This is a genomic window from Streptomyces mashuensis (genome assembly GCF_014654785.1).
Classification (GTDB): domain Bacteria; phylum Actinomycetota; class Actinomycetes; order Streptomycetales; family Streptomycetaceae; genus Streptomyces; species Streptomyces mashuensis.
Map to the genome: position 1 here is coordinate 429,335 of NZ_BNBD01000004.1, position 20,467 is coordinate 449,801.

Below are 20,467 nucleotides of genomic sequence, written 5' to 3' on the forward strand. Positions count from 1 at the left end.
GCACTCCCTCTCCTGCCGCCGGTGTCGGCGAATCGACACAGTGACCCTTGTCGGTGATCGCTGCCACCTTCCTACCGCCGAATGGTTGGCGTTGGGCACAAGATCCAGCCTTTTCCGTCCGTACGTGCTGCGGAATCGGGTATAGGGCCCGTCATCTCTCACCCGAAAGAGTTCGCCGCTCGGGCCCCGATGACGCCCACGGGGGTGGGACGGCCCGCCGGACGCGGCTCCAGAGCGGCTCTACGAGGTTCCTACGAGAGCGGCACACCCCCCGAGTCGTACTGATCCACAAGCCAGGCAATAGGGTGGCTCCTGTGAAGGTCCTCGTCATCGGCGGCGGCGCCCGCGAACACGCCCTGTGCCGCTCCCTGTCCCTCGACCCCGGCGTCACCGCCGTCCACTGCGCCCCCGGCAACGCCGGGATCACCGAGGTGGCCGAAACGCACCCGGTGGACGCCCAGGACGGCGCGGCCGTCGCCGCGCTGGCCACGGAACTGGGCGCGGACCTGGTGGTCGTCGGCCCCGAGGCGCCGCTCGTCGCCGGCGTCGCGGACGTGCTGCGCGAGCACGGCTTCCCGGTCTTCGGCCCCTCCGCGGAGGCCGCCCGGCTGGAGGGCTCCAAGGCGTTCGCGAAGGACGTCATGGCCGCCGCGGGCGTGCCCACCGCCCGTAGTTACGTGTGCACGACGCCCACGGAGACCGACGAGGCGCTGGACGCCTTCGGCGCGCCGTACGTCGTCAAGGACGACGGGCTGGCGGCCGGCAAGGGCGTCGTCGTGACCTCCGACGTGGCCGTCGCCCGCGCGCACGCGCTGGCCTGCGACCGCGTCGTGATCGAGGAGTTCCTCGACGGGCCGGAGGTGTCGCTGTTCGCCGTCACCGACGGCGAGACCGTGCTGCCGCTCCAGCCCGCACAGGACTTCAAGCGCGCCCTGGACGGCGACGAGGGCCCCAACACCGGCGGCATGGGCGCCTATTCGCCGCTGCCGTGGGCCGACCCGAAGCTGGTGGACGAGGTGCTGCAGACGGTGCTGCAGCCCACCGTGGACGAGCTGCGCCGCCGCGGCACGCCCTTCTCCGGCCTGCTGTACGCGGGCCTGGCGCTCACCTCGCGCGGCGTACGGGTCATCGAGTTCAACGCCCGCTTCGGCGACCCGGAGACGCAGGTCGTCCTGGCCCGGCTGCAGACCCCGCTCGCCGGCCTGCTGCTGAACGCGGCCACCGGCCGGCTCGCCGAACAGCCGCCGCTGCGCTGGAGCGACGGCGCCGCCGTGACGGTCGTCGTCGCCTCGCACAACTACCCGGGGACGCCGCGCACCGGTGACCCGATCGAGGGCCTTGACGCGGCTGCGGCCGTCGAGGGCGCGTACGTGCTGCACGCCGGCACCCGGCGGGACGACGCGGGCCGGGTGGTCAGCGCGGGCGGCCGGGTGCTGTCCGTGACCGCCACCGGTGACGACCTGGACACGGCACGTGAGCGGGCCTACGAGGCCGTCTCCCGCGTGCGACTGGCGGGTTCGCACCATCGCACCGACATTGCCGCGAAGGCCGCCCAGGAGGCCCGCGCAGCGCGCTGAAGGACCCATCGTGAGGGGGCGGCACACCCGGAACGGCCGTCCCCCTCCGCCGCATGCCCTTGGCCCCGAAGCCATTCCATCGGGTGAGCGATTGCCCAATGGGCTGACGCACGTACCGCCCCCAACTAGGGTGCCGCGCAGGCCGTCGTCCGTCCGGCAACCGGCCCACCGGCATTGCGATGTCGGAGCCCGGTGCCACAGTGGGGGTGATGAGCAACGGCGACGGCGTCGGGCGCGGGACCGCCCACGCCGGGCACCTCGGCAGAGCACGAGAGGCAACTGGGGGTGATCGGTTCGTGGCAGGTCCGGATGCAGTGGCGCCGACCGCGCGCGCACGGGCCCTGGCGGTGCTGCGGGTACGCGGCGCCGCGCTGGCCGTCGCCCTGTTGCCCGCCGCCGCGGCCGTGGTGCTCACCGTGGGCACGGCCACCGGCCACGTGCCCCGGGGCTCCGCGTGGGACGTGGCCCGCCCCGCCGTGACGGCCCTGGCGGTGCTGAGCCTGCTGCTGGCCGCCGGGGTGGCCGCGGTCGTGGCCCGCGCCCGGCCGGCCCTCAGCCCCACCGTGCCCATCCCCGAGGGCACCGCGCCCGACCTCTACCGGCTCGTCCGCGACCTCGCCGACCGGCTGGGGGTGCCCGCCCCCTCGGCCATAGCGCTCACCCCCGACTGCGACAGCTGGCTGGAGGACCGTACGCACCCGGCGCACGGCCCCGGGCGGCGTCCGCTGCCCCGGCTGCGGCGCCGGGCCGTCACGGCGCCCGTCCTGGTGATCGGGTCGCCGTTCCTGTGGTGGATGCGCGTCTCCGAGCTCCGCGCCCTGCTCGCCCCCGTCGTCGCCGGCACGGGCCCCGCCGCGCACCCCGACATAGCCGCCGCCCGGCGGTTCGTGCGGGGCCTGGACGCCGCCGTGGCGGTCGCCGCGGACCGGCGCTGGCTGGCGTTCGTCGGCTGGGTGGCCCGCCTCCTGCTGCGCGCCTGCCGGGACCACGCCGCCGAGATGGAGCGCGGCGTGGCCGCCGCCGCGTCCGAGCGCGCCCAGGCGGTGGACTACGGCCTGCGCATCGTCGCCCAGGAGCAGGTGGGGCTCGCGTACGCGGGCTGGGACCGGCTGCTCAACCGGGTGGCCCTGCCGGCCTGGCGCATGGGCCGCTGGCCCTCGCGGCTCGACGCGGGCGTGGTCTCGGCGCTCACCGAGCTCTCCCGCCGCGACCGGCTCGCCGAGGGCTTCGCCTCCCGGCTCGGCGAGCGGCCCGCCTGCGACCTGCTGGAGGAGCCCGGCCTGATCGACGAGGCCGCCTCCCTGCTGGCCGCCCGGCTGTTCCACGGCGGCCCCGCCGAGACCGGCCCCGACTGGTCCCCCGTGGCCTGGAGCCAGTACCCGGAGGAGGTCGTCGACCGCAAGTGGCGGCTGGAGGCCGCCCGCCTGCACCGCGCCCTCGACGTGCTCGACGACATCACGCCGCACGGCCCGGGCCGCGCCCCCGGCCGGGGGCCCGGGCCCGCCGCGCCCACCGTCGCCCGTGTCCTGGACCGGCTCAGCGGCCCGGCCGGCGGCGGCGTGGGGGAGGAGCTCGAAGTGCGGCTGACCGCCGAGGTGGCCCGGGAGGCGGCCCGCGAGGAGCGGGCGGCCCGGCGCGGCGCGTCCGTCGCCGCCGCGGGCTCCTGGGCCGACGGGCTGGCCCCGCTGTTCCCGCTCCAGCCGCCGCGCAGCGGCCGCGAGCTGCTGGCCGACCACGTGACGGCCATGGTCTGCTGCGCCGCGGTGGACACCGCGGGCGCCACCCCGGGCCTGGACTGGCTGGACGGCCCGGCCCTCCTCGTCGGCGGCACCCGCCGCGGCGACCTCACCCGTACGGTCCTCAGCCTCATCGAGGACGGTGACGGCGAGCCGCTGCGCGCATGGCTGGGCGAGGTGGGGGTACGCCCCGAGAAGCCCGTCCGGCTGGTCTGAACCGCTCGTCACCGTCCGGCCCGGAGTGACAGCCCGAAGTGACAGCCAGTGACAGTGTCACGCTGAGTAGGGGCAGAGCCATCACTTTCGGGTAATTTCCCGACGAACGGTGACCGCCCGGGTGCATCGTGTGATCTGCTGGGAAACCGAATGGTTATACGGGGGCCTAGGGGAGGGAGTCGCACATGGGGACGGAGCAGATCCGCCGCTGGGAATCCGGAGCTCTCGCGCACGCCGTCTCCGACCCCTTCGGCCAGGGCCCCCTGCCCTGGCTGCGCGGCGGCGAGTACTACTTCGACGACACGGGACAGATCATCCCCTGGTACGTCGATCCGGTCCTCGCCCCCGGCGGAAGACGCGTCCCGCCCCAGCGCAGACCCGGGCCGCGCACCGCCGACGACGTCCACTGCCAGATCAAGGGCTTCGCCTCCGCGAGCGCCGTCGCCCCCGGCGAGACCATCGACTTCCGCATCACCGTCGACCCGCCCCAGCCGTTCGCCGTCGACGTCTACCGCATCGGCCACTACGGCGGCGTGGGCGCCGCCAAGATCACCACCAGCCCCCGGCTGTCCGGCATCGTCCAGCCCCCGCCGCTCGCCGTCGACCGCACCGTCTCCTGCCACCACTGGTGGCTGTCCTGGCGGCTCCAGATCCCGTCCTTCTGGCGGACCGGCGCCTACGTCGCCGTCCTCACCACCGCCGACGCCCACCGCAGCCACATCCCCTTCACCGTCCGCGACGACGCCCCCGCCGACCTGCTCCTCGTCCTCCCCGACATCACCTGGCAGGCGTACAACCTCTACCCCGAGGACGGCCGCACCGGCGCCAGCCTCTACCACGCCTGGGACGACGGGGGCCGGCTGCTCGGCGAGGAGGGCGCCGCCACCACCGTCTCCTTCGACCGCCCCTACGCGGGCGCCGGCCTCCCCCTGCACGTGGGCCACGCCTACGACTTCGTCCGCTGGGCCGAGCGCTACGGCTACGACCTCGCCTACGCCGAGGCCCGCGACCTGCACGCCGGCCGAATCGATCCGGCGCGCTACCGCGGCATGGTCTTCCCCGGCCACGACGAGTACTGGTCCGCGCCCATGCGCCGCGTCGCCGAGGACGCCCGCGACGGCGGCACCTCCCTCGTCTTCCTCTCCGCCAACACCATGTACTGGCAGACCGAGCTGGGCGCCTCCCCCGCCGGCCCCGACCACCTGCTCACCTGCCGCAAACGGCGCGGCCCCGGCCGCCCGGCGCTGTGGCGCGAGCTGGCACCCCCCGAGCAGCAGCTCCTCGGCATCCAGTACGGCGGCCGCGTCCCCGAACCCGCGCCCCTGGTCGTCCGCAACGCCGGGCACTGGCTGTGGGACGCCACCGGCGCCGGCGAGGGCGACGAGATCCCCGGTCTGGTGGCCGGCGAGGCCGACCGGTACTACCCGCGCACCGCCCTGCCCCCGCACACCCGCCGTATCCTCCTCGCCCACTCCCCGTACACCGACGGCGAGGGCGCCACCCGCCACCAGGAGACCTCGCTCTACCGCGCCCCCAGCGGCGCCCTGGTCTTCGCCTCCGGCACCTTCGCCTGGTCACCGGCGCTGGACCGGCCCGGCCACGTCGACCCCCGCATCCAGCGGGCCACCGCCAACCTCCTCGACCGCATCTGCAAACGGGACTGACCCCTCGCTGGGGCGCCGGCCGCGCCGTACGGCAGAATCGAGGTGTTTGGCGCAAACCACCAGGAGGCTCTGTGTCCGGATTCGTCGAGAAGCCCAAGCCCGTGGAGGTGCCGGGCCTTGTGCATCTGCACACGGGCAAGGTGCGCGACCTGTATCGCGACGAGGCGGGCCGGCTGGTGATGGTGGCCAGCGACCGCATGTCCGCCTACGACTGGGTGCTGCCCACCGCGATCCCCGACAAGGGCCGCATCCTCACCCAGCTCTCCCTGTGGTGGTTCGACCGGCTCGCCGACCTCGTCCCCCACCACGTGCTCTCCGACGAACTGCCCGCCGGCGCCCCCGCCGACTGGGCCGGGCGCACCCTGATCTGCCGCTCGCTGGACATGGTGCCCGTCGAGTGCGTGGCCCGCGGCTACCTCACGGGCTCGGGCCTGGCCGAGTACGAGCAGTCCCGCACGGTCTGCGGCCTGGCGCTGCCCGAGGGCCTCCAGGACGGCTCCGAGCTGCCCTCGCCGATCTTCACCCCGGCCACCAAGGCCGAGGTCGGCGAGCACGACGAGAACGTCTCCTACGAGGAGGTGGCCCGCCAGGTCGGCGCCGAGACCGCCGCCCGGCTCCGCCAGGCCACCCTCGCCGTCTACAGCCGCGCCCGCGACATCGCCCGCGACCGCGGCATCATCCTCGCCGACACCAAGTTCGAGTTCGGGTGGGCGGACGGCGACCTCGTCCTCGCCGACGAGGTGCTCACCCCCGACTCGTCCCGCTTCTGGCCCGCCGACACCTGGCAGCCGGGCCGCCCCCAGCCCTCCTTCGACAAGCAGTTCGTCCGCGACTGGCTCTCCTCCCCGGCCTCCGGCTGGGACCGGAACGGCGAGCAGCCCCCGCCGCCGCTGCCCCAGGAGATCGTGGAGCGCACCCGCGCGAAGTACGCCGAGGCGTACGAGCGCCTGACGGGACAGAAGTGGTCCTGACCCGCCGGTGAGACGAGAAGGGGGCTGCTGTGGCGTACGCCACAGCAGCCCCCTTCTCCATGCCCGGCGTTCCCCGGGGAACGCCGAAGGCCCCGGTCTTCCGACCGGGGCCTTCGTTCTCTGAGCGGACGACGAGGCTCGAACTCGCGACCTCAACCTTGGCAAGGTTGCGCTCTACCAACTGAGCTACGTCCGCCTGTTTGCTCCGCTCTTCCGTGCGGTGCGGGTACCACTATAGCCAACCCTGAGCCCGTGCGATGCGCGCCGCCGCATGACGGTTCTCCGCGCCGAGCTTCGCGGCGGCCGACGAGAGGTAGTTCCGCACCGTCCCCGGGGTCAGCGAGGCCCGCACAGCGATCTCCGCGACGGGCGCCCCGTCCTCCGCCAGCTCCAGCAGTTCGGCCTCCCGCGGGCTCAGCGGCGAGTCGCCCGCGCTGATGGCGTCGGCCGCCAACTCCGGGTCCACATAACGGCCTCCGGCGTGCACGGTACGGATGATCTCGGCGAGCCGCTGCGCCGAGACGGTCTTCGGCACGAACCCCCGCACCCCCGCCTCCAGGGCCCGCCGCAGGTGCCCCGGGCGGCCGTGGCTCGTCACGATCAGCACCCGGCACCCGGGCAGTTCGGCCCGCAGGGATGTGGCGACTCTCACACCGTCGAAGCCCGGCATCTGGAGGTCGACCACCGCCACGTCCGGCCGGTGCGCCCGCGCCATCGCCACCGCCTCCGGCCCCGAGCCGGCCTCGGCGACCACCCGCAGGTCCTCCTCCAGCCCCAGCAGCGCGGCCAGCGCGCCCCGGATCAGGTGCTCGTCGTCCGCCAGCAGCACCCGCACCGGGGCACCGCCCGCCACCGCACCGGCCGTCGTCATGCGTTCCCTCCCGTCGTACGGCCCGCATCGCCGGCCGTCACCGCCACCGGCGCGGGGACGGGCGCGGCCGTCCCCGCGCGCGCCTCGGCGCGCGTCTCCGCGCCCGCCTCCGCCTCCGCGTCCGTCTCCGTGCCCGTCTCCGTCAGCGGCACCTTCGCCGTCAGCCGGAACGTTCCCTTGCCGCCGCCCGGACCGTCCGTCAGGGTCCCGCCGAGCGTCGTCAGCCGCTCGCGCAGGCCCGCCAGCCCCGAACCGCCCCCGCCGCCGGCCGTCCCGTCCCGCAGCCCGTCGTTCTCGATCGTCAGGACCACCTGCCCGCGGGAGATCCGCAGCCGCATCGAGCACCGCCGCGCGTCGGCGTGCCGCAGCACGTTGGTCGTCCCCTCGCGCACCACCCATGCCAGGACCGACTGCACGGCCGCCGGCAGCTCCTCGCCCGCGATGTCGTCGATGAGGCACTCGGTCCCGGCGGCCGACAGCACGCCCCGCGCGCCCACCAGCTCGGTGTGCAGGTCGGCCTCGCGGTAGCCGCGCACCACCTCGCGCAGCTCGCGCTGCGAGTCCTGTGCCATGCGCTGCACCTCGGTCATCTGCTCCAGCGCACGCGCCGGGTCGCGCTCCGCGAGCCGTACCGCCAGTTCGCTCTTGAGGGCGATGACGGCCAGGTTCCGGCCCAGCACGTCGTGCATGTCCCGGCCGAACCGCAGCCGTTCCTCGGCGACCGCGAGCCGCGCCTGCACCGCCCGGGCCGCGTCCACCTCCCAGACGATGCCGAGCATCCACCCGGAGACGCGGACGACGGACATCACCCAGCCGCAGATGAACAGGCTCACGACCCCGATGGCCAGCAACCCCGAGAACGGAACGCCCGCCGGCCAGTACGGCACGGCCAGCAGCGCGCCGCCGGCCACCGCCGACAGCGCGAAGACCCGCTTGCGGACCACCAGGCAGTAGGAGCCGACCGGGATCATCGCGATGCCCATGCCGAGCAGCATCTGGGCGCCCACCGTCTTCGCCCCGTGCTCCACCGAGGTCAGCGCGACGCTGGTCGCGAGCGTCGCGAGCAGCAGGACGCCCACGACCGCGGGCCACCACCGGAAGGCCACGTCCCTGCCCAGGTACCGGTCGAAGGCGCGGCTCAGCAGCGGTATCCCGGTCAGGCACACGGCGGCGCCGAGGCCGCACAGCAGCCACGCGAGCAGCCGGGCGCCGCCCTCGGCCGGCGCGTCCTTCAGCAGCAGCGCCCCCTGGGGGAGCAGGAAGAACCACGGGACGACGTAGGAGCCGACCCGCGTATAGAGATCGATCTTCCGGACCTTGCTCTGGCTCCGTATGCGCCGCACGCTGTCGAGCACGTGTCCCACCCCCGCTGCGTTCGTTCCCCCGTCCCGGCGCCGGAACGCCGAAGGGCCCCGGTCTTCCGACCGGGGCCCTTCGTTCTCTGAGCGGACGACGAGGCTCGAACTCGCGACCTCAACCTTGGCAAGGTTGCGCTCTACCAACTGAGCTACGTCCGCATGCTCCCGACCGGCTTTCACCGGGCGGTGCGAGGACTACTCTACCTGATCCACCGGAGTGGTCGGTAAGCAGTCGAGAGCGGGTGACAGGAATCGCACACTGCGCCTCCCCCTTGGAAAGGGGGCGCTCTACTACTGAGCTACACCCGCATGCCCGTCCGGTCCGGCTGCACGAGGCAACCGGTTGGACGGTCGGAGCGGGTGACAGGAATCGCACACTGCGCCTCCCTCTTGGAAAGAGGGCGCTCTACTACTGAGCTACACCCGCGTGGCCGTCCGGTCCGGCCGCATGAAGCGGCCGGTGGACGGTCGGAGCGGGTGACAGGAATCGCACACTGCGCCTCCCCCTTGGAAAGGGGGCGCTCTACTACTGAGCTACACCCGCGTGGCGTCGAAGTTCTCACCGGCTTCCCGGCGTTGCCCCTCGGCGTTGATCCAGACTGTAGCCGATCAAGGGGGGCGGTTGGCAAATCCGATGATCGGCCGCCGCCGGCCCCCCGCCCGCCGCCGCCCGCCGGCCCCGCCCGCCGGTGCTCCGGCCCCCGTCGCGGACCCCCGCTTCAGACCGCCGCGTGGAACGCGTCGTAGACCTTCTTCGGGATGCGGCCCCGGGGCGGCACCTCCATGCCGTGCGAGCGTGCCCAGGCCCGTACCGCCGCCGGGTCCGGCGCCACGGCCGTGCGGCGGTACGCGCGGCCCGACCGGGACTGCTTGCGGCCGGCTTCCACGTAAGGCTCGAGGATGCCGCGCAGTTTCTTCGCATTGGCGGCGCTCAGGTCGATCTCGTACGTCTTGCCGTCGAGTCCGAAGATGAGGGTCTCCGCGGCTTCCCCGCCGTCGATGTCGTCGGAGAGTGTGACCACTACGCGCTGCGCCACGGAAATCGGTCCTTTCGGCCGGCATCCCCGCGCTGACCTGCGGAGATGCAAGAGGTGTAGTCGTTCTCGATCAATACATATTCATTTGTACAGCAAGGGGCTTTGCCAGGCGAGGCCCAGTTAATTCTCTTCCTGCCGCCGCCCGCAATCACGACGGTGCGGCCGTGCGGCATTTTTCCCGGAATTTTTCCCGGGGTCGCTCTCGCCCCGTTCCGGCCCCCGCCGGGAAACCCGGAGGATAAGCCCAGCATATCTATGCGCGTAGATTTTTTGGGACTGTACTCTGGCCGTACCGCTTCAGCTCACGCACCAACACCGGGAGTGCCAGTGGCACGCGTCGTAGTCGACGTCATGCTCAAGCCGGAGATCCTCGACCCGCAGGGGCAGGCGGTGCAGCGCGCACTGCCACGCCTGGGCTTCGAGGGGATCGCCGACGTCCGTCAGGGCAAGCGATTCGAACTCGAGGTGGAGGGGCCCGTCGACGACGCCGCCCTCGCCCGCATCCACGAGATGGCCGAAACGTTTCTTGCCAACACCGTGATCGAAGACTTCACCGTGAGGGTCGACTCGTGACTGCACGCGTAGGGGTCGTGACCTTCCCCGGCACGCTCGACGACCGCGACACGCAGCGCGCCGTCCGCATCGCCGGCCTGGAGCCCGTCCCCCTCTGGCACCGCGACAAGGACCTCAAGCAGGTCGACGCCGTGGTCCTGCCCGGCGGCTTCTCCTACGGCGACTACCTGCGCGCCGGCGCCATCTCCCGCTTCTCGCCGGTCATGGAGACCGTCGTCGAGCAGGCGAAGGCCGGCCTGCCGGTCCTCGGCATCTGCAACGGCTTCCAGGTGCTCACCGAGACCCACCTGCTGCCCGGCGCCATGCTGCGCAACAACCACCTGCACTTCGTCTGCCGCGACCAGAAGCTCCGCGTCGAGAACGCGGAGACCGCCTGGACGGCCGACTACGAGGCGGGCCAGGAGATCTCCGTCCCGCTGAAGAACATCGACGGCCGCTACGTGGCCGACGAGCGGACCCTGGACGAGCTGGAGGCCGAGGGCCGCGTCGCCTTCCGGTACCTCGACGGCAACCCCAACGGCTCGCTCCGCGACATCGCCGGCATCACCAACGCCGCCGGCAACGTCGTCGGCCTGATGCCGCACCCCGAGCACGCGGTCGAGCCCCTCGTCGGCACCGGCCGCACCGACGGGCTCGGATTCTTCACCTCGCTCCTCAAGAAGCTGGTCGCATGAGCGTCGCACGCGCGGCCACCCAGCCGCAGACGAGCACGAAAGCCGCACCTCTCGCCGCGCGGGCGGAGAAGCGAACGAGGAAGAGCGCCTGATGACTCTCGACACCGTCAAGCACGCCAACGAGACCCCCGACGTCGAGCAGCCCTGGGCCGAACTCGGCCTCAAGCAGGACGAGTACGAGCGCATCCGCGCGATCCTCGGCCGCCGCCCCACCGGCGCCGAGCTCGCCATGTACTCCGTCATGTGGTCCGAGCACTGCTCGTACAAGTCGAGCAAGGTGCACCTGCGCCAGTTCGGCGAGAAGGCCCCCGAGAACGACGCCCTCCTCGTCGGCATCGGCGAGAACGCCGGCGTCGTCGACGTCGGCCAGGGCTACGCGGTCACCTTCAAGGTGGAGTCGCACAACCACCCGTCGTACATCGAGCCCTACCAGGGCGCGGCCACCGGCGTCGGCGGCATCGTGCGCGACATCCTCGCCATGGGCGCCCGCCCGGTCGCCGTCATGGACCCGCTGCGCTTCGGCGCCGCCGACCACCCCGACACCAAGCGCGTCCTGCCGGGCGTCGTCGCGGGCATCGGCGGCTACGGCAACTGCCTGGGCCTGCCCAACATCGGCGGCGAGGTCGTCTTCGACCCCTGCTACCAGGGCAACCCGCTGGTCAACGCCCTGTGCATCGGCGTGATGAAGCACGAGGACATCCACCTGGCCAAGGCGTCCGGCGCCGGCAACAAGGTCGTCCTCTACGGCGCCCGCACGGGCGGCGACGGCATCGGCGGCGTCTCGGTCCTCGCGTCCGAGACCTTCGACGACTCGAAGCCCACCAAGCGCCCCGCCGTCCAGGTCGGCGACCCGTTCCAGGAGAAGCTCCTCATCGAGTGCACCCTGGAGCTCTTCCGCGAGGGCCTGGTCGAGGGCATCCAGGACCTCGGCGGCGCCGGGCTGTCCTGCGCCACCAGCGAGCTGGCCAGCGCCGGCTCCGGCGGCATGCGCGTCGACCTCGACCGTGTGCACCTGCGCGACGCGACCCTCTCGCCCGAGGAGATCCTCATGAGCGAGTCGCAGGAACGCATGTGCGCCGTCGTCGAGCCCTCGAAGATCGACCGCTTCCTGGAGATCTGCGAGAAGTGGGACGTCATCGCCACCGTCATCGGTGAGGTCACCGACGGCGAGCGGCTGGAGATCTTCTGGCACGGCGAGCAGATCGTCGACGTGCCGCCGCGCACCGTCGCCCACGAGGGCCCGGTGTACGAGCGCCCGTACGCCCGCCCCGAGTGGCAGGACGCGCTCCAGGCGGACGACGCGAACGCGCTGCCGCGCCCGCAGACCCCGGAGGAGCTGCGCGAGCAGGTCCTGAAGGTGATCTCCTCGCCGAACCAGGCGTCCAAGTCGTGGATCACCGACCAGTACGACCGCTTCGTGCAGGGCAACACCGTGCTGGCGCAGCCCGAGGACTCGGGCATGATCCGCATCGACGAGGAGACCGGCCTCGGCGTCGCGGTCGCCACCGACGGCAACGGCCGCTACGCCAAGCTCGACCCGTACGCGGGCGCGCAGCTGGCGCTGGCCGAGTCGTACCGCAACGTGGCCGCCACCGGCGCCCGCCCGCTGGCGATCTCCAACTGCCTCAACTTCGGTTCGCCGGAGGACCCGGCGGTGATGTGGCAGTTCGCCGAGGCCACCCGTGGCCTGGCGGACGGCTGCCTCGCCCTGGGCACGCCGGTGACCGGCGGCAACGTCTCGCTGTACAACCAGACGGGCGAGACGGCGATCCACCCGACGCCCGTCGTCGCGGTGCTCGGCGTGATCGACGACGTCAACCGCCGTACGCCGATGGCGTTCCGGGAGGAGGGCCAGCTGCTCTACCTCCTCGGCGACACGCGCGAGGAGCTGGGCGGTTCGGCCTGGTCGCAGGTGATCCACGACCACCTCGGCGGGCTGCCGCCGGCCGTGGACCTGGACCGCGAGAAGCTGCTCGCCGAGATCCTGATCGCCGCGTCCCGCGACGGCATGATCGACGCGGCGCACGACCTGTCCGACGGCGGTCTGGTCCAGGCCCTCACGGAGTCGTGCCTGCGCGGCGGCAAGGGTGCCCGGATCGTCGTCCCCGACGGCCTGGACCCCTTCGTGTTCCTCTTCTCCGAGTCCGCGGGCCGCGCGGTCGTCTCCGTGCCGCGCAGCGAGGAGCTGCGGTTCACCGACATGTGCGGTGCGCGGGGGCTGCCGGCCACCCGGATCGGTGTCGTCGACGGCGAAGCGCTGGAGATCCAGGGGCAGTTCGGTCTGTCGCTGGCCGAACTCCGGGCGGCGCACGAGGCGACGATCCCGTCGCTCGTCGGCTGATACGACAACCCGGCGGGACGTCCGTCCGACAGCCGGATACGTCAACTGGCCATATGCGTATGGCAAAAACACGGGTGGGCCGACCCTACTGAGCGGTTGGCCCACCCGGAAGCGTGGCCAACGATTAGGCTCGCGGCATGCCTTCAGCACCGCGTCAACCCCGTGTCCGCAGCTTCGACCCGGTCCGCACCCGCGCCGCCCTCGAAGGGCAGGTGCGTGCCGTGCGCGACCTGGTGGGAGTGGTGTGCGCGGAACCGGACGCGGAGGCGCTGCTGGCGGCCCGTACGCGGCTGGGCGAGTGGACCGTGCGGGAGCTGATCGTCCATGTGGTCGGCGCCGTCGAGTGGTTGCCGCGGCTCCTCGAGGGCCCGCGGCCCGCGCCGCGGGCCCCGCGCGTCGGCCTGCTCGAGTACGTCGGCCGCATGGGCGAGCGTGCCGCGGAGGTGGCGGAGAAGACGTCGGCGAACGCGGCGGCGGTGGCCGCCGGAGGCCCGCAGGCCGTGCTGGAACGGTTCGATCTGGCCGTGGAACGGCTGGAATCGGCGCTGCGGCAGGCGGATCCGGGCGACGTCGTGACGACGGTCCTCGGCCCCATGACGGTGGCCGACGTGCTGGTCACCCGCCTGGTGGAGACGGTGGTGCACGCCGACGACCTGGCGGAGGCCACGGGTACGGCCGTACGGCACGACCGGCAGGCCCTCGCGGCCGTCACACGCCTGCTCGCCGACGCCCTGGCCGCCAAGGCGCCGGGCGGCGCCGTGGAGGTGCGCATCCCGCCGTTCGCCGTGGTCCAGTGCGTGGCGGGGCCGCGGCACACCCGGGGCACGCCGCCGAACGTGGTGGAGGCCGACCCGGTGACGTGGATCAGGCTGGCCACGGGCCGTGCGACGTGGCCGGCGGCCATGGCGGATCACGCCGTCACCGCGAGCGGCGAGCGCGCCGATCTTTCGGCGCAACTTCCTTTGTTCGCTTGAGCGAAGAGCAGATGAAATCCAGCCACTTGCGGTCATTCCCTGTGCCCGAGGTGTGGCTGTGCGTGGTGTGAGGCAATACCGGCCGTCCCCGGTTCGGATGAACCTCGTCCCTGCCATAGACTCGAGGTGTGCCTCGTGGTGATGGACGACTCAACCACGACCTGCTTCCCGGCGAAAAGGGCCCCCAGGACGCGTGTGGCGTCTTCGGTGTCTGGGCTCCGGGCGAAGAGGTCTCCAAACTCACTTATTTCGGGCTGTACGCGCTGCAGCACCGTGGACAGGAGTCCGCGGGCATCGCGGTGAGCAACGGCTCCCAGATCCTCGTTTTCAAGGACATGGGACTGGTGTCCCAGGTCTTCGACGAAACATCCCTCGGCTCCCTCAAGGGCCATATCGCGGTCGGACACGCCCGCTACTCCACCACCGGAGCCTCGGTGTGGGAGAACGCGCAGCCGACCTTCCGGGCGACGGCCAACGGCTCGATCGCGCTGGGTCACAACGGCAACCTGGTCAACACCGCCGAGCTGGCGGAGATGGTCGCCGCGCTGCCCCGCGACAACGGCCGGGCCACCCAGGTGGCGGCGACCAACGACACCGACCTGGTCACCGCCCTGCTGGCCGGCCAGACCGACGAGGACGGCAAGCCGCTGACCGTCGAGCAGGCCGCCGCCGCGGTCCTGCCGCGGGTCCGGGGCGCCTTCTCCCTGGTCTTCATGGACGAGCAGACGCTGTACGCCGCCCGTGACCCGCAGGGCATCCGCCCGCTGGTCCTGGGCCGCCTGGAGCGCGGCTGGGTGGTGGCCTCCGAGACGGCCGCCCTCGACATCGTGGGCGCGTCCTTCGTTCGCGAGATCGAGCCCGGCGAGCTGATCGCCATCGACGAGCAGGGCGTGCGGACCAGCCGCTTCGCCGAGGCCCGCCCCAAGGGCTGCATCTTCGAGTACGTGTACCTGGCCCGCCCCGACACCGACATCGCCGGGCGGAACGTCTACCTCTCCCGCGTGGAGATGGGCCGCCGCCTGGCGGCCGAGGCGCCGGCCGACGCGGACCTGGTGATAGCGACCCCGGAGTCCGGCACGCCGGCCGCGGTCGGCTACGCCGAGGCCAGCGGCATCCCGTACGGCTCGGGCCTGGTCAAGAACAGCTACGTGGGCCGGACGTTCATCCAGCCCAGCCAGACCATCCGCCAGCTCGGCATCCGGCTCAAGCTGAACCCCCTCAAGGAGGTCATCCGCGGCAAGCGCCTGGTGGTCGTCGACGACTCGATCGTCCGCGGCAACACCCAGCGCGCCCTGGTGCGGATGCTGCGCGAGGCCGGGGCGGCCGAGGTGCACGTGCGCATCTCCTCGCCGCCGATCAAGTGGCCCTGCTTCTTCGGCATCGACTTCGCCACCCGTGCGGAGCTGATCGCCAACGGCATGAGCGTCGAGGAGATCGGCCGGTCGCTCGGCGCGGACTCCCTGGCGTACATCTCCCTCGACGGGATGATCGAGGCGACCACGATCGCCAAGCCCAACCTGTGCCGGGCCTGCTTCGACGGCGAGTACCCCATCGAGCTGCCCGACCCCGAGCTGCTGGGCAAGCACCTGCTGGAGAGCGAGCTGGCCGGCGGCCCCGACGCCGCCGACGCCCTGCGCCGCCCGTAGGACCCCCGCAACACCCCCGCAGTACGACACGAAAGTTCTGAAGCATGTCTCAGACCACCGGTGCCAGTGCGTCGGCGTCCTACAAATCGGCCGGCGTGGACATCGAGGCCGGTGACCACGCCGTCGAGCTGATGAAGCAGTGGGTGAAGAAGGCCACCCGCCCCGAGGTCGTCGGCGGCCTCGGCGGCTTCGCCGGCCTCTTCGACGCCTCTGCCCTCAAGCGCTACGAGCGTCCCCTGCTCGCCTCGGCCACCGACGGCGTCGGCACCAAGGTCGACATCGCGCGCCGCATGGGCGTCTACGACACCATCGGGCACGACCTGGTGGCCATGGTCATGGACGACATCGTCGTCTGCGGTGCCGAGCCGCTGTTCATGACCGACTACATCTGCGTCGGCAAGCTCCACCCCGAGCGGGTGGCGGCGGTCGTCAAGGGCATCGCCGAGGGCTGTGTCCTGGCCGGCTGCGCGCTGGTCGGCGGCGAGACCGCCGAGCACCCCGGCCTGCTGGGCCCCGACGAGTTCGACGTCGCGGGTGCCGGCACGGGCGTGGTCGAGGCCGACGCGGTGCTGGGCGCCGACCGGATGCGGGCGGGTGACGTCGTCATCGCGATGGCGTCGTCGGGACTTCACTCGAACGGGTACTCACTCGTCCGCCACGTCCTCTTCGACCGGGCCGGCTGGGCTCTGGACCGCGAGGTCCCCGAGCTGGGCCGGACCCTCGGCGAGGAGCTGCTGGAGCCCACGAAGATCTACTCGCTGGACTGCCTGGCGCTGCTGCGCACGGCCGAGGTGCACGCGTTCTCGCACATCACCGGCGGCGGCCTGGCCAACAACCTGGCCCGGGTGGTCCCGGACGGCCTGCACGCCACGGTGGACCGCTCCACCTGGGCGCCGGGCGCGATCTTCGACCTGGTCGGCTCGCTGGGCGGCGTGGTCCGGCCCGAGCTGGAGAAGACGCTCAACATGGGCGTCGGCATGATGGCCGTGGTGCCGCAGCAGTCGGTGGACGTCGCCCTGTCGGTCCTGGCGGACCGCGGCGTGGACGCGTGGGTGTGCGGCGAGGTGCGGGAGCGCGGCGAGGCGACGGAAGCCGTCACCCTCGAGGGTGACTACGCGGTGTGAGCCCTCGGGCCGTGTGTGGGCGGTCGTGCCGCAGGGGCGGCACGGGCGGGCACACACGGCCCGCAGTCGAACGACGGCCCGCACCGGGGTACCGGAAGACGCGAAGGCACAGCGCCCAGCGTCACGGCAGCACAAGACCCGGTCCTGGCAGAGGCCCTGGACCGGGTCCGTGGTCGGGTTCAGCCGAGGTCAGGCGCGGCGACGCTGGCGGGACGTGTCGTACTCGTCCTCGTCGTCGTCGTCCTTGTTGTACAGCTCGGCGTACCGCGCGTACGGGTCGTCGTCCTCGTCATCCTCGAACGGTTCGCCGTTCGGCGGCTGCTGGCTCGGCGATGCGCCAAGCTCCTCGGCCAGACGTGCGAGGTCGGTCCCGCCGCTGTTGTACTTCAGCTGGCGGGCGACCTTTGTCTGCTTGGCCTTGGCCCGGCCGCGCCCCATGGCTCGACCCCCTCATTGACGGGGCTCGACGGCCCCAGAGTCTTGACACGCGTTCACGATCATGAGTCAGAGCGGATCCGCGGTTGGGGATCCGGCCTGTAGGGCTTCAACGGTACCTGCTTCTGTGGCCATACGGTACGTCGCCCGCATGACGTGCCACGGAGCACAACCGGCGAGAGGCCCCGTCCCCGCTGGTCAGCTGTGATTTTAACGTGTTACGAGCGCCGACCCGCCGAGGGGTGGTGAGGGTTCTCTCATTCACCACCCCTCGTGGCCCGTCTGTGGGATCCGCTGCGCAGCGACCCCTCACCCGAACGGCGGACGGACGGTAGCCGTTCGGGTGCCGTCAGCGGGTGCCGGCCGCGGCGCGGGCCTCGGCCATCCGCTGTTCGGCCAGGCGGTCGGCCGCGACCGCCGGAGGCACGCCGTCCGATTGCGCGCGATCGAAAATGGCCAATGTCGTGTCGTAGATCTTGGCTGCTTTCGCCTTCGCCCGGTCGAAATCGAAGCCGTGCAGCTCGTCGGCGACCTGGATCACGCCACCGGCGTTCACCACGTAGTCCGGCGCGTAGAGCACGCCGCGGTCGGCCAGGTCCTTCTCGACGCCGGGGTGGGCGAGCTGGTTGTTGGCCGCGCCGCAGACCACCGTGGCCGTCAGGGCCGCCACGGTGGCGTCGTCCAGCGCGCCGCCGAGCGCGCACGGGGCGTAGACGTCCAGCGGGGTACGGACCAGGGCGGCCGCGTCGGCGACCGCGGTGACCTGCGGGTGCCGGCCGGTGACCCGGGCGACGGCGTCGGCCCGTACGTCCGTGACCACGACCTCCGCGCCGTCCTCGACCAGGTGGTCCACCAGGTGGTGGCCGACCTTGCCGACGCCGGCCACGCCGACCCGGCGGCCGCGCAGCGTCGGCTCGCCCCACTTCTTCTGCGCGGCGGCCCGCATGCCCTGGAAGACGCCGAAGGCGGTCAGCACCGACGAGTCGCCGGCGCCGCCCTGCTCGGGGGAGCGGCCGGTGGTCCAGCGGCACTCACGGGCGACCACGTCCATGTCCTGGACGTACGTGCCGACGTCGCAGGCGGTGACGTAACGACCGCCGAGCGAGGCCACGAATCGGCCATATACGAGCAGCAGTTGTTCGGTCTTGATCGTCTCGGGGTCCCCTATGATCACGGCCTTACCGCCGCCGTGGTCGAGCCCGGCCAGGGCGTTCTTGTACGACATGCCGCGCGACAGGTTGAGCGCGTCGAGCACGGCCTCCTCCTCGGAGGCGTACGGGTAGAAGCGGGTGCCGCCGAGGGCGGGGCCCAGCGCCGTGGAATGGAGGGCGATGACGGCCTTCAGGCCGCTCTCGCGGTCCTGGCAGAGCACGACCTGTTCGTGGCCGCCGAGCTCGGACCGGAAGAGGGTGTGCAGCACGCCGCCGCCGGCGCCGATGCCGGTGGGGGCGGAGGGACGTACGTCGGTCACGGTGGTGACTCCCATATGTCGCGGAGGTCGCCCTCCGAGGGGTGGTGGAGGGCCGGTTGGCATGAGGGTAGGGCCTGCAGGCCCGGCCGGTTCTCCGCGTGCCGAGGATCACTCTCCCGTGCGTCCCCGGCATGGGACGATTCGGTCGGTATGGGAGCTGTCCTGCGGCGTGAGGGAGCGAGCGTGGGCGTGGCGTCGTCGGTGAACGTTCCGTACGCGGCGTATCTGCGGGTGTACGAGCCCCTGGGGGCGTTCCCGGAGCCGGAGCGGGGTCACTGGGCCCGGTACGCCCGGCGGGCCGTCCTGCCGGGCGCCCAGGACGAACTGCGCCGGTCGCTGGCGGACTTGCTGCCGACGCCGCCGGTCGCGGTGCCGGTGCACGAGAGCGCGGACGCGTTCGTGGCGGTCGTGGACGGCGTGGTGTGCGTCTGTCCGTGGCGGACCCGGCTGCGCGGCTGGCTGGCGCTGCAGGAGCTGGCGGAGCGGTTCCCGGCGCCGGTCCTCGACGCGGTGCTGCCGCCCGTCGTGCGGCGCCAGGCGGTCGCCGACTACGAGCGCTGGCTGGAGCGGAACCCCGACGCCCGGCCGTGGATCAGGACGGCCACCTGGCAGGTGCCGCTGCGCTGGTTCGTCCTCTTCGCCGACGAGGAGCGGGAGTACGGCAAGGGCGCCGACGGGCCGCGGCTGCGCTACCGCACGCCCATGGTCCAGGCGCGGCGCCGGGTGGCCCGCGGGCTGCGTACGCTGCGGGACTCCCTGGAGGAGGGGCCGCTGATCGACGGGCTGGTGGAGGTGGGGCGGTGGCTGGAAGAGTTCCATCCGCGCTCCCTGGTGGAGCTGGACTACGGGGGACTTGTGCATATGGTTCCCGAAGCACAGCTCGCCGAGGACCGTTCCGCCGCCGACACGGCGGAGGGGCTCGCGGCGCTGCGGGCGGGTGACGGCGTGCGGGCCGGTGAGGCGTACGAGCGGCTGACGGAGCGTTGGCGGGCGGTCCGGGACCGCCAGTTCGCCAACTGACCCCGGGTGGCGGCCCGGGCGGCCGGGGCCGGGAGCCGGCGCGGCGGGACCTAGGTCCTGATCCGGGCCAATGCCGGAGCAAAGCGGCAACCGTGACCTAATGCACTTACGTTAGGTCTTGCGCTGATCGCCCATCCTCGTGGCAAAATAGGACAAGGAGTCCGGGAAGGGCTCCTTCCGCTCAAGTAAGGGCGGATAGTTCGGCATTGCACTTCTTGGCGGGTCTGGTGGCCCCTGATCTGTTTGATCCCACCGTGACTGATCGTCACAGCGGCGTGACTGTCCGCTATGGCATGGTCCATCGGCTTCCGTCGAGGTTGAACACCTGAGAGGGCAATTCCATCGGTTTGGCCGACGTGGCTGGACAGATGGTGTAGTTGTAGTGCCGAGGACAAGCCGTTCGTCCTATAACCGACTCGGCCCGCGTCCGCCATTTCGGGCAACGCGGGTCAAGGTGCAGAATTTAGAGGAAAGAACCGACGTGATGGTTCGGTTCTCCCGAGGAGGCCGCTCATGACCGCTCGCACCCCTGATGCCGAGCCGCTGCTGACCCCGGCTGAGGTTGCCACGATGTTCCGCGTGGACCCGAAGACGGTCACCCGTTGGGCGAAGGCAGGCAAGCTCACGTCCATCCGCACGCTCGGAGGGCACCGGCGCTACCGCGAGGCAGAGGTCCGCGCCCTGCTGGCGGGCATTCCCCAGCAGCGCAGCGAGGCCTGACAACTGAATGACCGGGTGATTCCGGGGCCCCCAACCCGGCGATCGCCCTTCTGAAGCTC

General features: G+C 72.2%; 17 protein-coding genes and 5 tRNA genes. 12 read left to right on the plus strand and 10 right to left on the minus strand.

Features of this window, described 5'->3' with window-relative positions; all coding sequences use genetic code 11:
• Positions 1-314 precede the first annotated feature (314 nt).
• The 4 genes from purD to IE305_RS13815 all read left to right on the plus strand — a co-directional run bounded on the left by purD (position 315) and on the right by IE305_RS13815 (position 6,164).
• Positions 315-1,577: a phosphoribosylamine--glycine ligase gene (gene purD / locus IE305_RS13800; protein WP_190129814.1), complete on the plus strand. Its 1,263-nt coding sequence runs from the start codon at positions 315-317 to the stop codon at positions 1,575-1,577.
• Positions 1,578-1,786: 209 nt separating this feature from the next.
• Positions 1,787-3,529: a hypothetical protein gene (locus IE305_RS13805; protein ID WP_373311618.1), complete on the plus strand. Its 1,743-nt coding sequence runs from the start codon at positions 1,787-1,789 to the stop codon at positions 3,527-3,529.
• 185 nt (positions 3,530-3,714) lie between these two features.
• Positions 3,715-5,193, plus strand: a complete 1,479-nt coding sequence (locus IE305_RS13810; RefSeq protein ID WP_190129816.1) for a N,N-dimethylformamidase beta subunit family domain-containing protein — start codon at positions 3,715-3,717, stop codon at positions 5,191-5,193.
• Between the two features lie 71 nt (positions 5,194-5,264).
• Entirely contained in the window at positions 5,265-6,164 is a 900-nt protein-coding gene (locus IE305_RS13815) for a phosphoribosylaminoimidazolesuccinocarboxamide synthase (RefSeq protein ID WP_190129817.1), read from the plus strand.
• 123 nt (positions 6,165-6,287) lie between these two features.
• Here IE305_RS13815 and IE305_RS13820 read toward each other — a convergent pair.
• The 8 genes from IE305_RS13820 to IE305_RS13855 all read right to left on the minus strand — a co-directional run bounded on the left by IE305_RS13820 (position 6,288) and on the right by IE305_RS13855 (position 9,430).
• Positions 6,288-6,360, minus strand: a tRNA-Gly gene (locus IE305_RS13820).
• A 36-nt stretch (positions 6,361-6,396) separates the two neighbouring features.
• On the minus strand, positions 6,397-7,035 hold the full coding sequence (locus IE305_RS13825; RefSeq protein WP_190129818.1) for a response regulator transcription factor: 639 nt from the start codon (positions 7,033-7,035) through the stop codon (positions 6,397-6,399).
• A complete protein-coding gene (locus IE305_RS13830; RefSeq protein ID WP_229890918.1) occupies positions 7,032-8,390 on the minus strand; it encodes a sensor histidine kinase in 1,359 nt (452 codons plus the stop codon). The genes IE305_RS13825 and IE305_RS13830 overlap by 4 nt, the downstream gene beginning before the upstream one ends.
• Before the next feature lie 89 nt (positions 8,391-8,479).
• A tRNA-Gly gene (locus IE305_RS13835) sits at positions 8,480-8,552 on the minus strand.
• Positions 8,553-8,630: 78 nt separating this feature from the next.
• Positions 8,631-8,702 (minus strand) — tRNA-Gly (locus IE305_RS13840).
• A gap of 46 nt (positions 8,703-8,748) precedes the next feature.
• Positions 8,749-8,820, minus strand: a tRNA-Gly gene (locus tag IE305_RS13845).
• A gap of 45 nt (positions 8,821-8,865) precedes the next feature.
• Positions 8,866-8,937 (minus strand) — tRNA-Gly (locus tag IE305_RS13850).
• Positions 8,938-9,112: 175 nt separating this feature from the next.
• The gene (locus IE305_RS13855) at positions 9,113-9,430 is read right to left on the minus strand and encodes a histone-like nucleoid-structuring protein Lsr2 (RefSeq protein WP_190129819.1); all 318 of its coding nucleotides are present in this window, start codon (positions 9,428-9,430) and stop codon (positions 9,113-9,115) included.
• A gap of 327 nt (positions 9,431-9,757) precedes the next feature.
• Between IE305_RS13855 and purS the strand changes: the two genes are divergently transcribed.
• From purS to purM, 6 genes are all read left to right on the plus strand, one after another.
• The gene (purS, locus tag IE305_RS13860) at positions 9,758-10,003 is read left to right on the plus strand and encodes a phosphoribosylformylglycinamidine synthase subunit PurS (protein ID WP_006604673.1); all 246 of its coding nucleotides are present in this window, start codon (positions 9,758-9,760) and stop codon (positions 10,001-10,003) included.
• Positions 10,000-10,677, plus strand: coding sequence for a phosphoribosylformylglycinamidine synthase subunit PurQ (gene purQ, locus IE305_RS13865; protein WP_190129820.1), 678 nt, complete (start codon positions 10,000-10,002; stop codon positions 10,675-10,677). The genes purS and purQ overlap by 4 nt, the downstream gene beginning before the upstream one ends.
• Before the next feature lie 91 nt (positions 10,678-10,768).
• On the plus strand, positions 10,769-13,018 hold the full coding sequence (gene purL / locus IE305_RS13870; protein WP_190129821.1) for a phosphoribosylformylglycinamidine synthase subunit PurL: 2,250 nt from the start codon (positions 10,769-10,771) through the stop codon (positions 13,016-13,018).
• Between the two features lie 137 nt (positions 13,019-13,155).
• Positions 13,156-13,992, plus strand: coding sequence for a sterol carrier family protein (locus IE305_RS13875; RefSeq protein WP_190129822.1), 837 nt, complete (start codon positions 13,156-13,158; stop codon positions 13,990-13,992).
• Between the two features lie 128 nt (positions 13,993-14,120).
• Positions 14,121-15,638, plus strand: a complete 1,518-nt coding sequence (purF, locus tag IE305_RS13880; protein ID WP_190129823.1) for an amidophosphoribosyltransferase — start codon at positions 14,121-14,123, stop codon at positions 15,636-15,638.
• Between the two features lie 44 nt (positions 15,639-15,682).
• Complete coding sequence (purM, locus tag IE305_RS13885; RefSeq protein ID WP_190129824.1) at positions 15,683-16,762, plus strand: phosphoribosylformylglycinamidine cyclo-ligase; 1,080 nt, start codon at positions 15,683-15,685, stop codon at positions 16,760-16,762.
• Between the two features lie 189 nt (positions 16,763-16,951).
• Here the strand turns inward: purM and IE305_RS13890 are convergent, their stop codons facing one another.
• Both IE305_RS13890 and IE305_RS13895 read right to left on the minus strand, forming a co-directional pair.
• Positions 16,952-17,200, minus strand: coding sequence for a DUF3073 domain-containing protein (locus tag IE305_RS13890; RefSeq protein ID WP_190129825.1), 249 nt, complete (start codon positions 17,198-17,200; stop codon positions 16,952-16,954).
• Positions 17,201-17,546: 346 nt separating this feature from the next.
• Positions 17,547-18,683 carry a Leu/Phe/Val dehydrogenase gene (locus tag IE305_RS13895; protein WP_190129826.1) on the minus strand — a complete coding sequence of 379 codons (1,137 nt, stop codon included), beginning with the start codon at positions 18,681-18,683 and terminating at the stop codon, positions 17,547-17,549.
• A 168-nt stretch (positions 18,684-18,851) separates the two neighbouring features.
• Here IE305_RS13895 and IE305_RS13900 point away from each other — a divergent pair, with 168 nt between their 5' ends.
• Positions 18,852-19,688 carry a DUF8083 family protein gene (locus IE305_RS13900; protein ID WP_190129827.1) on the plus strand — a complete coding sequence of 279 codons (837 nt, stop codon included), beginning with the start codon at positions 18,852-18,854 and terminating at the stop codon, positions 19,686-19,688.
• Positions 19,689-20,201: 513 nt separating this feature from the next.
• Positions 20,202-20,408 carry a developmental transcriptional regulator BldC gene (gene bldC, locus IE305_RS13905; protein WP_003949541.1) on the plus strand — a complete coding sequence of 69 codons (207 nt, stop codon included), beginning with the start codon at positions 20,202-20,204 and terminating at the stop codon, positions 20,406-20,408.
• Positions 20,409-20,467: the final 59 nt, after the last annotated feature.

Bases quoted from the DNA above. Each gene is read 5' to 3' on its own strand.
- purL (WP_190129821.1), top strand. From the start codon at position 10,769: ATGACTCTCGACACCGTCAAGCACGCCAACGAGACCCCCGACGTCGAG.
- IE305_RS13895 (WP_190129826.1), bottom strand. From the start codon at position 18,683: ATGGGAGTCACCACCGTGACCGACGTACGTCCCTCCGCCCCCACCGGC.
- purM (WP_190129824.1), top strand. From the start codon at position 15,683: ATGTCTCAGACCACCGGTGCCAGTGCGTCGGCGTCCTACAAATCGGCC.
- IE305_RS13825 (WP_190129818.1), bottom strand. From the start codon at position 7,035: ATGACGACGGCCGGTGCGGTGGCGGGCGGTGCCCCGGTGCGGGTGCTG.
- IE305_RS13875 (WP_190129822.1), top strand. From the start codon at position 13,156: ATGCCTTCAGCACCGCGTCAACCCCGTGTCCGCAGCTTCGACCCGGTC.
- IE305_RS13810 (WP_190129816.1), top strand. From the start codon at position 3,715: ATGGGGACGGAGCAGATCCGCCGCTGGGAATCCGGAGCTCTCGCGCAC.
- bldC (WP_003949541.1), top strand. From the start codon at position 20,202: ATGACCGCTCGCACCCCTGATGCCGAGCCGCTGCTGACCCCGGCTGAG.
- IE305_RS13890 (WP_190129825.1), bottom strand. From the start codon at position 17,200: ATGGGGCGCGGCCGGGCCAAGGCCAAGCAGACAAAGGTCGCCCGCCAG.
- IE305_RS13805 (WP_373311618.1), top strand. From the start codon at position 1,787: ATGAGCAACGGCGACGGCGTCGGGCGCGGGACCGCCCACGCCGGGCAC.